Origin of the sequence: Pseudomonas sp. CFBP13528, assembly GCF_005233615.1 — a bacterium.
Lineage (GTDB): Bacteria > Pseudomonadota > Gammaproteobacteria > Pseudomonadales > Pseudomonadaceae > Aquipseudomonas > Aquipseudomonas fluorescens_AM.
In genome coordinates, this window is sequence record NZ_QGAJ01000002.1 from 521156 (window position 1) to 534781 (window position 13626).

The 13626-nt window shown below is 56.0% G+C and carries 12 protein-coding genes; 2 read left to right on the top strand and 10 right to left on the bottom strand.

The features are described from left to right. Window positions 1–41 precede the first annotated feature (41 nt). On the top strand, window positions 42–1136 hold the full coding sequence (apbC, locus tag PspCFBP13528_RS05820; protein WP_137199796.1) for an iron-sulfur cluster carrier protein ApbC: 1095 nt from the start codon (window positions 42–44) through the stop codon (window positions 1134–1136). A gap of 461 nt (window positions 1137–1597) precedes the next feature. On the opposite strand, the gene fdxA is transcribed toward apbC, so the two are convergent. From fdxA to PspCFBP13528_RS05870, 10 genes are all read right to left on the bottom strand, one after another. Beyond that, window positions 1598–1921, bottom strand: coding sequence for a ferredoxin FdxA (gene fdxA, locus PspCFBP13528_RS05825; RefSeq protein ID WP_065951822.1), 324 nt, complete (start codon window positions 1919–1921; stop codon window positions 1598–1600). A gap of 142 nt (window positions 1922–2063) precedes the next feature. Then, window positions 2064–4655, bottom strand: coding sequence for a DNA mismatch repair protein MutS (gene mutS / locus PspCFBP13528_RS05830; RefSeq protein WP_057724799.1), 2592 nt, complete (start codon window positions 4653–4655; stop codon window positions 2064–2066). 216 nt (window positions 4656–4871) lie between these two features. Continuing rightward, on the bottom strand, window positions 4872–5261 hold the full coding sequence (locus PspCFBP13528_RS05835; RefSeq protein WP_137199797.1) for a tautomerase family protein: 390 nt from the start codon (window positions 5259–5261) through the stop codon (window positions 4872–4874). A 7-nt stretch (window positions 5262–5268) separates the two neighbouring features. Continuing rightward, a complete protein-coding gene (locus tag PspCFBP13528_RS05840) occupies window positions 5269–5895 on the bottom strand; it encodes an FMN-binding negative transcriptional regulator (protein WP_137199798.1) in 627 nt (208 codons plus the stop codon). Window positions 5896–5924: 29 nt separating this feature from the next. After that, window positions 5925–7181 carry an FAD-binding oxidoreductase gene (locus PspCFBP13528_RS05845; RefSeq protein WP_137199799.1) on the bottom strand — a complete coding sequence of 419 codons (1257 nt, stop codon included), beginning with the start codon at window positions 7179–7181 and terminating at the stop codon, window positions 5925–5927. After that, window positions 7174–8475 carry a SidA/IucD/PvdA family monooxygenase gene (locus PspCFBP13528_RS05850; protein WP_137199800.1) on the bottom strand — a complete coding sequence of 434 codons (1302 nt, stop codon included), beginning with the start codon at window positions 8473–8475 and terminating at the stop codon, window positions 7174–7176. The genes PspCFBP13528_RS05845 and PspCFBP13528_RS05850 overlap by 8 nt, the downstream gene beginning before the upstream one ends. Then, window positions 8472–9851 (bottom strand): diaminobutyrate--2-oxoglutarate transaminase family protein, encoded by a 1380-nt coding sequence (locus tag PspCFBP13528_RS05855; RefSeq protein ID WP_137199801.1) that lies wholly within the window; start codon window positions 9849–9851, stop codon window positions 8472–8474. Before PspCFBP13528_RS05855 ends, PspCFBP13528_RS05850 begins: the two co-directional genes overlap by 4 nt. Window positions 9852–9865: 14 nt before the next feature. After that, window positions 9866–10909 carry an aromatic ring-hydroxylating dioxygenase subunit alpha gene (locus PspCFBP13528_RS05860; RefSeq protein ID WP_101219417.1) on the bottom strand — a complete coding sequence of 348 codons (1044 nt, stop codon included), beginning with the start codon at window positions 10907–10909 and terminating at the stop codon, window positions 9866–9868. Window positions 10910–10946: 37 nt separating this feature from the next. Continuing rightward, a complete protein-coding gene (locus tag PspCFBP13528_RS05865) occupies window positions 10947–11798 on the bottom strand; it encodes an isocitrate lyase/PEP mutase family protein (protein WP_065951830.1) in 852 nt (283 codons plus the stop codon). Window positions 11799–11849: 51 nt separating this feature from the next. After that, the gene (locus tag PspCFBP13528_RS05870; protein WP_137199802.1) at window positions 11850–12620 is read right to left on the bottom strand and encodes a sulfite exporter TauE/SafE family protein; all 771 of its coding nucleotides are present in this window, start codon (window positions 12618–12620) and stop codon (window positions 11850–11852) included. A 103-nt stretch (window positions 12621–12723) separates the two neighbouring features. Between PspCFBP13528_RS05870 and PspCFBP13528_RS05875 the strand changes: the two genes are divergently transcribed. Further along, on the top strand, window positions 12724–13614 hold the full coding sequence (locus PspCFBP13528_RS05875) for a LysR family transcriptional regulator (RefSeq protein ID WP_065951832.1): 891 nt from the start codon (window positions 12724–12726) through the stop codon (window positions 13612–13614). The last annotated feature ends 12 nt before the right edge of the window (window positions 13615–13626 follow it).

Sequence of the window (13626 nt, forward strand, 5' to 3'; positions counted from 1 at the left end):
GATAGCCGCCTGTTTCAGTCAGTCTTTTTCGGGAGTAGCCCATGAGCGCCGTCAATCGCGCAGCGGTGGAAGCCGTGCTTCGCCAGTACACCGACCCCTATTTGAACCAGGACCCGGTCAGTGCCGGCTGTGTGCGGGCCATCGAGGTACAGGGTGACCAGGTATCGGTCCAGCTGGAGCTGGGCTACGCCGCCGGCCTGTTCAAAAACGGCTGGGCGCAGATGCTGCAAATGGCCATCGAAGGCCTCGACGGCGTGCGCTCGGCCAAGGTCGACATCCGCTGTGTAATCGCGTCGCACAAGGCCCAGGCACAGATCCCTGGCCTGGCCAACGTCAAGAACGTGATCGCCGTGGCGTCGGGCAAGGGCGGGGTGGGTAAATCCACCACCGCCGCCAACCTGGCCCTGGCCCTGGCCCGTGAAGGTGCCCGCGTGGGCATCCTCGACGCCGATATCTATGGCCCGAGCCAGGGTGTGATGTTCGGCGTTGCCGAGGGCACACGGCCCAAGGTCAAGGACCAGAAGTGGTTTGTGCCGATCGAGTCCCTGGGCGTGGAAGTGATGTCCATGGCGTTCCTGACCGATGACAACACGCCCATGGTCTGGCGCGGGCCGATGGTTTCCGGCGCGCTGCTGCAATTGGTCACCCAGACTGCCTGGGGCGACCTGGACTACCTGGTGATTGACATGCCACCCGGTACCGGCGATATCCAGTTGACCCTGGCGCAGAAAGTCCCGGTGGCCGGCTCGGTGATCGTTACCACGCCGCAGGACCTGGCATTGCTGGACGCGAAGAAAGGCGTGGAGATGTTCCGCAAGGTCAACATTCCGGTGCTGGGCGTGGTGGAAAACATGGCGGTGCACATCTGTTCCAAATGTGGCCATGCCGAACACCTCTTCGGCGAGGGCGGCGGCGAGAAGCTGGCGACTCAATACGGCGTCGAACTGCTGGCCTCGTTGCCGCTGTCGATGTCGATCCGTGAACAGGCCGATGGCGGCAAGCCCACCGTGGCTGCCGAGCCCGATGGTCAGATTGCCATGGTGTATCAGGAACTGGCCCGCCACGTGGGCGCGCGGATAGTGCTGCAGGAGGCAAGCAGTCCCGCGATGCCGACGATCACCGTCAGCGACGACTGAATCGCGCTGTAGGAACAGTACCGCATAGGCTTGTGACGCTCTTTTCCCAATCAGTCGTGTAAGCATTCGCTTACCGTCATGTAGGTATTCGGTTTTTTTACCGGGAATGAGCGTCTCGAATCTTCGAGCGATATTTCTAACTGTTTGAAATAAAACAATTATTTAATGTCACTTGAGCCCCGCCGATTGGCCGCCATCCGTTTGGATCCCGTTGAACTTATCTTGGGAGGCTCTAACATCAGCCCTGTGTCCACGGATTGGCACAGCCATCAAGGAACGGTGGTTTGAAGGAATGTCGCAGGATGCGATTCATCAGGACGATGAAAAGGATTAAAGGGACTAGGGAAAAAATGTGGGCGGGTCATACCGCCCCTTTTTTCGCCTGTAGAAAAGTGAAAGCGGCTACATGGAAACGCAAAAAAGGCCCGCAAAGGGCCTTTTTTTTGGCAACGACGCTGCTATCAGCGTTCGAGATCTGCAATCTTGCCGGGTTTGCCATCCCACTCTTGCGCATCGGGCAGGGCGTCTTTTCTTTCCGTGATATTCGGCCAGATGTCCGCCAGCTCGGCATTCAACTCAATGAAGTTTTCCATACCCGCAGGTACTTCATCTTCAGAGAAAATGGCGTTAGCCGGGCATTCTGGTTCACACAGGGCGCAGTCAATGCACTCGTCCGGGTGGATGACCAGGAAGTTCGGGCCTTCGTAGAAGCAGTCCACCGGACACACTTCTACGCAGTCGGTGTACTTGCACTTGATGCAGTTGTCGGTGACGACGAAGGTCATTTCTAATTTTCTCCTCAGGCGGCGGCAGCGAAACCCTGTGTGGCAGGGCTCGCGAGGTTCGGGAGCGATAGTCTGCAGGCCAGGCTAAAAGCCCGCAGCATCCCAAACCGCGCGAGAGTCTACCAGCTTGCACGCGTGTGCGTTATATCCGAGTCTTCAGTGCATATAACATTTCGAGTGCTTTACGCGGCGTCACGTCATCCAGGTCAAGCTTGGCCAGCTCATCCAGTACCGGATGGGGCAGGCTGGCGAACAGGTCGCTCTGATGCGGCGCGGCGGGTTTCCTGCTGGCCTTGGCAGGGCTGGCGACCACGGTTTCATGGGGCAGGGCCGTGGTTTCCAGGCGGCTCAGGTGTTCGCGGGCGCGGGTGATGACATCATTGGGTACGCCGGCCAACTGCGCGACCGCCAAGCCATAGCTCTGGCTGGCCGGGCCCGGCAGCACGTGGTGCAGGAACACGATGCGCTCGTTGTGCTCGGTGGCATTGAGGTGCACGTTGGCTACCAGCGGCTCGCTTTCCGGTAACACGGTCAGTTCGAAGTAGTGAGTGGCAAACAACGTATAGGCGCGCAAATGCGCCAGACGCTCGGCCGCCGCCCATGCCAGCGAAAGGCCGTCGAACGTGCTGGTACCGCGGCCTACTTCGTCCATCAACACCAGGCTGCGGTCGGTGGCGTTATGCAGGATGTTCGCGGTTTCGCTCATTTCCACCATAAACGTCGAGCGGCCACCGGCCAGGTCGTCACTGGAACCGATCCGGGTAAAAATCCGGTCCACCAGGGACAGCTCGCAGCTGGCCGCCGGCACGAAGCTGCCGATGTGTGCCAGCAGCACGATCAGCGCGGTCTGACGCATATAGGTGGATTTACCACCCATGTTCGGGCCGGTAATCACCAGCATGCGGGTGTCGTCGTCCAGCGACAGGTCGTTGGCAACGAATGGCGTGGTCAACACCTGCTCCACCACCGGGTGACGTCCTTGCACGATGCGCATGCACGGCTCGCTGACAAACCGCGGGCAGTTGAGGTCCAGGTTCAGTGCACGCTCGGCGAGGTTACTCAGCACATCCAGTTCCGCCAGGGCGGCGGCGGTGTCCTGCAACGGCGCCAGGCGGCTGATCAGGTCTTCGAGTAAGGCTTCATAGAGCATTTTTTCTCGAGCCAGGGCGCGACTCTTGGCCGACAGCGCCTTGTCTTCGAACGCTTTGAGCTCCGGGGTGATAAAACGCTCGGCGCCTTTGAGGGTCTGGCGACGTTGATAGTCGATAGGCGCCGACTCGGCCTGCTTGCTCGGCAGCTCAATAAAGTAGCCATGCACGCGGTTGTAGCCGACTTTCAGGTTAGCCAGGCCCGTGCGGGCTTTTTCGCGGGCCTCCAGGTCAATCAGGAACTGTCCGGCGTTTTCGCTCAGCGATTGCAGCTCGTCCAGCTCGCTGTCATAGCCGGTTTTCAGCACACCGCCATCTCGGATGATCGCTGGTGGGTTGTCGATGATGGCTTTTTCCAGCAGCGCCGCGAGGTCCGGATAGGTGCCGGCGGTGACAGCCAGTTGCTGCAGGTGCGGCGTGTCCAGTTCGGTCATCGCGACTTGCAACTGGGGGAGGGCACTCAAGGCATCACGCAGGCGCGCCAGGTCACGGGGCCGTGCATTACGCAGGCCGATCCGCGCGAGGATGCGCTCGATATCGCCGATTTCCTTGAGTTGCGGCTGCAGCTTTTCAAAGCGATAGCCGTCAAGCAGGCAGGTAATAGAGGTTTGACGTGCTTGGAGGACGGTCAAATCCCGCAGCGGACGGTTCAGCCAACGGGTTAGCAAGCGGCTGCCCATCGCAGTCTGGCAACGGTCGACCACCGATTGCAGCGTGTTATCACGCCCGCCCGCCAGGTTGGTATCCAGCTCCAGGTTGCGACGGCTGGCGCCATCCAGTACCACGGTATCGTCCAGCCGCTCATGCCGCAGGCTGCGCAAGTGCGGCAGGGCCGTGCGCTGGGTTTCCTTGGCGTAGCTGAGCAGGCAGCCGGCAGCGCCGATGGCCAGGGTCAGGGTTTCGCAACCGAAGCCTTTAAGGTCCTGCACCGAGAACTGCTGGCACAGACTTTTCAGCGCCGAATCACGCTCAAAATCCCACGGCGCACGACGTTTGGTCCCACGGCGCTTCTCTGCCGGCAAGTCCTTGGGCCAATCATCCGGAATCAACAACTCCACCGGATTGATACGCTCCAGTTCCGCCAGCAGGTTCTCCCAGCCCTTGATCTCCAGCACGCTGAAATTGCCGCTGGTGATATCCAGTACCGACAGACCGAACAAACGCTCGTCACCCAGAACCGCAGCGATCAGGTTATCGCGCCGCTCATCCAGCAGCGCCTCATCGCTCACCGTGCCCGGCGTAATAATGCGCACTACCTGCCGCTCCACCGGCCCCTTACTGGTGGCCGGGTCGCCGATCTGCTCACAGATCACCACCGACTCGCCCAGCTTCACCAACTTGACCAGATAACCTTCCAATGAATGGTAAGGGATCCCACACATCGGAATCGACTGCCCCGCCGACTGCCCGCGCGCGGTCAGGGTGATGTCCAGCAGCTTGGCGGCCTTCTTCGCGTCTTCATAGAAGATCTCGTAGAAGTCGCCCATGCGATAGAACATCAACTGATCAGGGTGCTGGTTTTTCAGGCGCCAGTACTGCTGCATCATTGGCGTGTGGGAGGACAGATCGGAGGTGTTTTTACTCATTGGGTAGTAGGCAAGTTCGTTGAAAGTGATGGGGCAAAGGGGGCGCTTGGCCCAGCATTTTTTGCGATGGGCTCAAGGTTAACACGCGAGGTCGGGGGTTCGCAGGTTGCAAACGGCTTGGTAAAAACAAATGTCAGGTCAGGGCAAGCGGCAGATTGCGCAAAGCTGAACTGGCCTGAATTCGCCATAGGCTATCGACGAAGAAACGCAGCGATATCAAATGGAAATTGCATAGCCAAAGTCGATCTCGCTCGCCGGTACTCCGCCTCGCATACCCCAGTTCTCGGGCTCTTGCTCGATCAGCAGTATCAACACTGCCTGTGTCGAAATGTCTAGCTGCGCAGCGATCCGGTTACTGATTAATTGATAGAGCTGGCGCTTGGTTTCGAGTTTGCGTCCTTTGAACAGCGTGATTTCAATGTGGATGAACTCGTGGCGATCTCCTGGAGAACGAAAGGCGTTCTTGTCGTAGCACACATAACGTGCCTGGAGCTCTTCGTCACTGACCTTGAATACCGATTTCAAGCAGTTGTAGATCGTCTCGATTATGGCGTGCTGGTTATCGGCGTCCCGGTGTACAGGGTCTTCTACTCTAACGATGGGCATACTGACCTCAGTTTGAATGTGGCTGGGTAGCGGCGTGCAGGAGTTCCTTCAGGAACTCGGCATGATCTTGCGTTTGGTTGTCGAGTAACCACTGCAGAGCGGCTGACGTATCCGGTGAGGATTTGTCTTGGGAGAGTTTAAAGCGCCCTTCGATCGTTTCCGGCCGTATGACCAACCCCAGGATATGTGGAAGACTGGATATCACCCTCGGATCACGCTTGTCGACTTGATAGTCAGAGGCCTGCTTCGATAACCGTTTCGCGGTTTGCTCGAGGATCTCCAGTGTTTGGTCTGGAGCGTCCACCACCGTAATGTTCGCCTGCATGTGAACGGCGAGATAGTTCCACGTGGGAAGTTGGCGCGAGACGTAAGCGTGTGGAGGGATATAAGCCGATGGGCCCATGAAGACGATTTGAGCACTCAGATGCTGTTCGCCTTTGAACTGTGGGTTATTACCATCGACATGTCCGAACAACGACCCATCCGGCTGGCGCCATAGCGGAATGTGGCTGCAAAGAAAGTGTCCGTGCTTGTGCGAGGTCATCATTGCCAGCGGAAAAATATCAATGAAACGATTGATCATTTCCGGGTCTGTAGAACGGTACTGAGGGTAATGAAAGGGGCATACGGACATAGTATGTACTCGAAGTGGAGTAGATAAGATCAGGACGCGAGCACGGTGCGACGTTGCTTTCGGCGATCAAGTGCGATGACCATTTGCGCCAGCCAGGTCAGGGCGTTACCTGTCCTGAAAGTACCTGATGAAAGCGGTAGACGTAGGCCGTTGATCCCACACAGCCGATCCATCAACGTTTGCCCCATCAGCATTGAAAGCGCGATGCCTCGACCGTTACAGCCACTCCATCCTATGATTCGTTCGTCATGGTGAATCTTCGGCATACCGTCTGGAGTAAGGCCTACCCAACCGGCCCACTGTTGCTCTGGTGCTTGCGCCACAATGCCGTAGAGGCGCTTGATGCGATCCTGAAGCAATGCACTGCACTTGGCAGAGCGCTGAAGCGGTAACGCGAGGCACCCCGTCAGCAGCTTTACGGGCCCCAAGCGGCGTGCAAACCACATGTCCTTGCGGTTATCGGAAAATGGCAGCAGCTGTTCGGCATGGCACACCTGCGGTATGGCGAACGTCGCAAGCGTCAGGGCCAGCGGGCTGATTGCTCGCCGAGTCTTACGGCTGGCGGCAGAACCATAGGCATTGCCGGCGATAAATACGCGTCCGGCCCTGATCTCACCCCGCTGAGTTTGCACGGCGACCCAGCGTGCCTGCGGTCGAACATCGACCGCGCTGCAACGTTCGATGATATGGCCACCTTTGCGGTTGACCGTGTCCGCCAGTCGATACACGAATGCGAGGGGATTAATGGCACCCGCGTCGCTGAAAAGGAGGCCCTCGGCATACTCGGTTGTGCCTAAAGCATTCTCCAGCTCTTGCGGCTCCATGGGCTCTACCTTGGCCCCCAGGCGTACCCAGTTCTTCGCCAGTTCGTCCGCCGCACCCCTTGCAGCCCCAGCCATGGGTTGTACCCAGCCTTTGACTGTCAAATCCGATGGGGCGTATTCAATAACCGTCTGCGCTGCATCGCTGAGAGCGGCCAAGAAGGGCGCTGTATTCTCGCCCAGCAAATGTTGGAGTGAAGCGGGCGAGTGCCTTGACGGTATGGGCACTACGAAACCCGAGTTGCGACCGCTTGCCCCGCAGCCCACTTCTCCGGCTTCAAGCACCGTGACCGAATAACCCGACTCAAGTGCCCGTAACGCCGCCGCTAAACCGCCAATTCCCGCCCCCACTATCACGACATCACTTTCAAACGGCAGGTGACCGGCGTGGGCGGTGCGGCAGGACAATTGGGTTTGCCAGCAAGAAGGCGCCATCAGCATTTCGCTCAGGGCCTGGTTATGCATGGGATTGTTCCCTGACTGCCAGGTTGCTGATCAGCGATTGCACAATGTTTTGCGAGCGTAACGCCAGCAAACTGAAGGAGCCTGCATCCCCCATGCCATGCGAAGACTCACACAGCCCGTTGAGGTAAGTGGGTAACCCGTTGCCCAAATCAACGCGATAATCCCTGGCAATGATCAAGGTGTCGATTTCATTTTCGCGGGCGATTGAAGCCAGTAATTTCGGAAACGGTTCTTGACGATCTCCGGCGCCCAGGTCAAGGAAGCCGGTGGCCAGAATAACCAGGTCGAATGATTGGCTATGAATAATCCCTTGAAGATACTGGCGACTATCGATTTGCACCCCATCAGAGGCGGGTGTACAGCCAACCATGTCCTCACACGTTCGTAGCTGCAACAGACCTTCACCTTGCAGCATTTGCTCATACTTACGTACATAGAGCTGGTTCAGGACATCAATGTCTGACGACGAGTAATTGGTATGCACCAGTTCCTGACGTAATCGCGCCTTATGTTCTGCGCTGGCGTTGTGGAACGTGTCGACAAATGAGGGGAAGTAGACCTCATCGGAAAACGGGCTTGTATCCTTCTGGCGATAACCGAAATTACGCGTAAACCCCACGACCTCTCGAACGCCGCTGTGGCAACTGGCGTGAAGCAGAATCTCTACGGCACTCTGACTGCCGCCGATTACGGCTATGCGGCACTGTCCGCCGGTGGCTGCGACCGCTTCGGCCAGGGCAGGCATATAGTCGTTCAAATGGCGTACGCGTCGATCTTTGACGTCCGCGAAAGGTGCAGGAATGTGGGGCGTGCGGCCAGGGGCGAGCACCAGAGAACGTGCAAGAAATACTCGGCCATCGGTGCAGCACACTGTGTAGTGGGCACTTTCGCCATTGGATGGGGTGACTGCTTCTACCGAGACAGCTTCGCAACCGTAGGCGACGATGTGTTCAAAGAAATCGGCAGTCCAGGAAATATATTGGGCATATTCCGCACGCAAGGGATGATGCAACGGAAGGTTCAAGTGCTCATACAGGCGGCCTTGTTCAAACAAGAAATTCGTGAAGGTGTAACGGCTACGCGGATTGCGCGGGGTCACCAGATCTCGCAAGGGGTGATTCTGGATATCCGATCCCGGCAGCAGCATGTTTGGCTGCCACGCAGGGCCTGGACGCTTCTCGAGAAATTGTACGCTCATGCCCGAAGACAATTCTTCCAGGGCGATTGCCAATGCGATGTTTGCCGGACCGAACCCGATACCCAGTACATCAAAGATCTTTTCAGGAGCGCTCATGCCTGCATCTCCCCATGAAGAGCACGTTCAATGGCCCGAGTTGAGCTGACCCTTTGCGAGGCCAGAGCACGGTCAAGCCGCTCTAATACCTGGTCGACTTCAGAGCGGGTGATGACCAGCGGCGGGAGGAAGCGCAGCACTGCGCCATGGCGCCCTCCCGTTTCAATAATCAAGCCCTCGTCAAGGCAGGCACGCTTCACCTGTGCAGCGATGGCTCCAGCAGCCTGCGGGTGACCGAGTGCATCGACGCTGCCATCGGGTTCAATCATCTCCATGCCGAGCATCAAACCCCGGCCCCGAACGTCACCGATGCAGGGATAGCGTTTCTGAAGCTGCAACAAGCCTTGACGTAGCTGTTCACCGACGACGTTGACATGTTCCAGCAGTCCTTCTCTTCTGATGAACTCCAGGGTCGCGGCTCCGCTGACCAACGCGATCTGATTGCCCCGGAACGTACCGGTATGTGCGCCGGGCTTCCATTGATCGTACTGATCCAAATACAGCAACACTGACAGCGGATAGCCACCACCGATGGCCTTTGAAAGCAGAATGGCGTCAGGCACGATATCCGCCTGCTGGAACGCAAACAGGTCTCCACTGCGACCAATACCGGCTTGGATTTCGTCAATAACCAGTGGCACATCGTAACGTTGGGTGATTTGCCTCACCTGGCGCAGCCAGTGCGCGCTTGCTGGAATGCAGCCTCCTTCACCCTGTATCGCCTCAAGCAAAACCATTGCCGGTTTTCCAATGCCGCTTTCCGGATCGCTGAGAGCGTTTTCCAGGCAAATCAGACTGAGTCGTTCTGTCTCCTGCGCAGGGGTGCCCGCGCCAAATGGACTGCGATATACGTAGGGATAGGGCAGAAAATGCACTTCCCCAGGCAGACCACTGATCTCTTGTTTAGGTGCCAGATTGCCCATCATGCCCAGCGTGCCGTGAGTCATCCCGTGATAAGCACCCTGGAAGACGATGATCGGTCGGCGTTTTGTCGCGATTTTGAACAGTTTCAGGGCGGCTTCGGCGGCGTCGGCTCCCGTAGGCCCACAGAACTGAATCTTCGCTCGTTTGGCAAACTCCGGGGGGAGCATCTCGTAGAGCTCCTGGACGAAATGCAGCTTTGCCGGGGTCGCTATATCGAGCGCCTGTTGCAACTGGCCGGATTGCAAAAAATCGATGACGCGTTGTTGTACAAATGGATGATTGTGTCCAAGGGGAAGAGCCCCCGCGCATGCAAGGCAATCCAGGTAACGGCGCCCTTCACTGTCGACAACTTCAGTGCCTGAACCTTGGCTCAGCACTTTTGGGATGTTTCTGGCATACGTCCGGGCATTGGATTCCCGACGTGTAAGAAAGTCGATGGAGGATTCAGTCATGGTTGACGTCCTTGTCAGATAGAAACAGATTCAATGACTTGTGTTTGTTGATGGGTGGTCGCGGCCTCGCCCAGGTCACGAATCCAACGGCGGTACTCAATCCCCATTCGATCACTGACCACATGCATTTCCGCCTGTGGATCCAGTGGCAGGCGGGCGGGGCGCTGGGATTCGACAATGCGGCGATCCTGTTCGAAAACAGTGTTCTGCCGAGAAAGGATCTGTTCGAGTGTGAGATCCTGGCCGAAGTTGATAGCGACTATCAGCCAGATAATGCATTGCGATTCATCGACCGGAGTGGCGTTGAAAAAGGTACAGAAGCGCTCCGTTTCGCCCGTCTTTTTGACGAAATAGGCAGTCGTGGGATTCAGCACTGAATAGGTGTAGCGGGCGTTAACCGGTATCCCACGATGGTCGCCGTACGGTTGAAAGACGCAAATTTCAGAAGAGTGCAGACCACGCTCGTCTTCCGTCACGTTGTATCGCTTCAGCGGTTCAGGCGCGTCCGGCAGACCATTGAGATGGGCATGCACAAAGGGAAAATGGGACGCATCGATAAAGTTTTCGAGTGAGCGTAACGCGTTTGCGTTGTAAAGGTAGGGGCCCGCAAAGACCTTGCGGTAGCTTTCATCTTGCCACTGTGGCAGTTCTGGCAGCGGTCGCAATGGTTCCTCCAGGCTCACCCAGATGTATCCGTAGCGCTCTTGCGCGAAGTGGCGAAAAATGAGGCGCTGTGATGAGGGGCCTTTTCGCTCCGGGTGTGCAGGAACCAACGTGCATTCGCCTTGGCTACTGTAACGCCACCCATGATAAGGGCATTCGATCTGCCCCTGTTTGATGCAGCCCAATGACAGTTTTGCACCCCGATGACCGCAGTAATCCTTCCAGGCATTCACTTTTCCCTGGTCGTCTCGCCATAACACCAATTCTTCGCCAAGTAAGCGCACCGCTTTGGGTTGGTCACCGCCTACATCCGAACTCTGACATACCACGTGCCATTGCCCGGCGAGCGCGCGATAATCGAGTTCATTAGAGTTCCATTCGCCCCTGTATAACATGCCATCTCCTTGTCGTGCTTCGTGCTGGAATTGAGTTCTACAAATTGTCGAGTGCCAGGAACTTCGCAGTTTGAACAATCAACTCGCGCTCGGAAAAACTGGTCAACTCATCCGCCATCGCATGGCTATCCCCTGAGCGCTGCAGTTCAGCCAGAGTTTTTTGCATAGCATGGATGGCTGCGCGTTGCAGATCAGATGGCACAATGACAAGTTGGTAGCCGAGTTCTGCAAGTACTGGCAAAGAAACGAGAGGCGTTTTGCCACCGTAGAACATATTCATGAGCTTTGGCCCAGGAAGCCGTTGGGCAATAATCTGAATTTGTTCGAGGGTCTGCGGCGCCTCCACAAAAATCATGTCGGCACCCGCCTCAACGTAACGTTGCGCCCTGACCAGCGCCGCGTCGAAACCCTCAATTGCTATTGCGTCGGTGCGCGCAATTACCAGGCAATTAGTGTCTTGCAAACTGGCACGCGCAACTTTGATTTTTTGACACATGTCATCGACGTCAATCAGCGACTTGTTATCCAAGTGCCCACAGCGTTTAGGGAACGTTTGATCTTCCAGATGGAAGGCTGCTACACCGATCCGCTCCAAGGCTCTCACGGTACGTTGTACGTTGGCAGTTCCGCCAAATCCGGTGTCGGCATCTGCGATAACGGGAATCTCGCTGGCTTCGACAATTTTCTCGATCCGCTCGACAACTTCTGAAAAGCTCAGCAAGCCGATATCCGGATAACCGGATGCTCGGGCGATAGCACCACCGCTGGCATACACAGCGTCAAAGCCCGCCAGACTGACCAGCCTTGACGACAGTCCGTCATAGGCACCAGGTGCCATAACGGTTTTTCCGGAATTTAATAAGTCACGAAGAACTTTTGCACTTTTCAATTGCAAATCTCACTGTATGAAGTTGGTGTGGGGAAGTTGTATTTCATATAGTTAATTGATGCCGAGGCAAGCTCGGTACACAAGCGTAATACCGCTGGCCAATATAATAATGTTTATGAGTCTGGTGAATGTATGGCGAGATATTTTGAACGAAATGTGCTCGCCAGCCCACAGCCCCAACAATAGGGCTGGTAATAAGTAGAGGGCAGTTACCACTAATGCAAGATCGGCATAGGCTCCTGCCAGGGTGAGCATGGCCATACGTACCAGCGTACTAATTCCAATCAATGTGCTCTGAGTGGCGCTCGCTTGCTCTTTAGTGTTTGTTCTGCCGTTCAGATAGATCGCGTAGAGGAAGCCGCCGCTCCCAAATAAAGCGCCGAACAGCCCGCCACCAGCGCCCAGGGGCATTGCCCATGTCGCAGATAGATGTCGGGTTCCTATTGGTTTTGTGAGCGTGTACACGGCATATAAAGTTACAAAGCAGCCCATCGCGAGCATTAATACGTCAGCTCTTGTATTGAGGAGCAGCGCTATACCCGTCACGCTACCCAGCATCATGAACGGCAGCAGCCGGGTGAGTTCAATGCGCACCACGTGCTTATGCATGCGCGCCAGTTTTCCAAATGCAGCCACGCAGTCAAGGAGTACCAGTAGAGGGATCGCTTGCGACAGCGGCATGTAATTTACCAGCACCGGCCCCGCTACCAATGCCGTCCCGAAACCCGCAATAGAAAAAATGATGTAGGCCAGGCTGATGGTCACGAACATTATTGCCAAGGTCGCATTGTCGAAAGGGGCGTGGAGAAAAGCGTCCGGCATTATCGTGGGTCCATGACGTGATATTTGGTAACCCTACCCAACAGGACAAAAATCTACTAATATGAAAATAAGAAATTACTGATCACATTTTGGCATAGCTATTATGATATCAATGAAGCAGTTGCGATATTTTGTGGAGATCGCAGAACATGGAAGCTTCAGTGTTGCAGCGCAGAGACTATTTATTGCTCAGTCAGCACTCAGTCGACAAATGAAGGAGCTGGAGAACAACCTGGGTACGCTTTTGTTTGAGCGCACCGCAAGGCAGCCCCATCTAACGCCCGCTGGGCTAGCCTTTTTGCCAAGGGCCAAAGTTATCTTGAGTGACGTCGATAGTGCCGCTCGGTTGGCGACTTCGGTAGGGAATGGTCAGCGGGGTGCTTTACGCCTTAGCCATGCCAGCACGGTGCCGCTCACCGGGAAGTTGAAAGATGCGCTTGGGCTTTATCTGGAGCGTATGACCGATGTGTATATTGAAGTGTCGGAGGAATCTTCAGAAACACAACTCATGAATTTAGTTGATAATCGTATTGATGCGGGTCTGTTCAGGCTGCCGGTGTTGCATCAAATGAATAATATCAAGCTTCTTCCTCTGTTTAGTGAGAAAGTTGTTGTCGCCGTTGGCTCTACTCATCCGCTCGCATCGAGAAGTTCAATATCACTTGCTGAGTTGCGGGATGAGGCATTCGTGTCGATAGCCCACCCAAAACGCGGAGGGCTTAGTTATCTTTCATTTGAACTTTGCGCTCGCGCAGGATTCGCTCCGAAGTCAGCGCAGGTTTATTCGTTGAAAACGACACAGTCGTTGTTGATCCAGGCAGGATTCGGTATTGCACTGCTTCCCGTTTCAATGGTTAAAGCTACTTCGTTGCACGCTATTGATATAAGTGATGAAGGGTGTGAAAGCGAGGTCGTTCTTGCCCATCACGAACGTGACTCAACGCTGGTAGAGACTTTCGTTGAGCACTTTCGAGAGGCATTTTACGTCGATTGAAGGTTGATCGTT

Bases quoted from the DNA above. Each gene is read 5' to 3' on its own strand.
- PspCFBP13528_RS05875 (WP_065951832.1), top strand. From the start codon at position 12,724: ATGATATCAATGAAGCAGTTGCGATATTTTGTGGAGATCGCAGAACAT.
- apbC (WP_137199796.1), top strand. From the start codon at position 42: ATGAGCGCCGTCAATCGCGCAGCGGTGGAAGCCGTGCTTCGCCAGTAC.
- PspCFBP13528_RS05870 (WP_137199802.1), bottom strand. From the start codon at position 12,620: ATGCCGGACGCTTTTCTCCACGCCCCTTTCGACAATGCGACCTTGGCA.
- PspCFBP13528_RS05850 (WP_137199800.1), bottom strand. From the start codon at position 8,475: ATGAGCGCTCCTGAAAAGATCTTTGATGTACTGGGTATCGGGTTCGGT.
- mutS (WP_057724799.1), bottom strand. From the start codon at position 4,655: ATGAGTAAAAACACCTCCGATCTGTCCTCCCACACGCCAATGATGCAG.
- PspCFBP13528_RS05835 (WP_137199797.1), bottom strand. From the start codon at position 5,261: ATGCCCATCGTTAGAGTAGAAGACCCTGTACACCGGGACGCCGATAAC.
- fdxA (WP_065951822.1), bottom strand. From the start codon at position 1,921: ATGACCTTCGTCGTCACCGACAACTGCATCAAGTGCAAGTACACCGAC.
- PspCFBP13528_RS05840 (WP_137199798.1), bottom strand. From the start codon at position 5,895: ATGTCCGTATGCCCCTTTCATTACCCTCAGTACCGTTCTACAGACCCG.
- PspCFBP13528_RS05855 (WP_137199801.1), bottom strand. From the start codon at position 9,851: ATGACTGAATCCTCCATCGACTTTCTTACACGTCGGGAATCCAATGCC.
- PspCFBP13528_RS05845 (WP_137199799.1), bottom strand. From the start codon at position 7,181: ATGCATAACCAGGCCCTGAGCGAAATGCTGATGGCGCCTTCTTGCTGG.
- PspCFBP13528_RS05860 (WP_101219417.1), bottom strand. From the start codon at position 10,909: ATGTTATACAGGGGCGAATGGAACTCTAATGAACTCGATTATCGCGCG.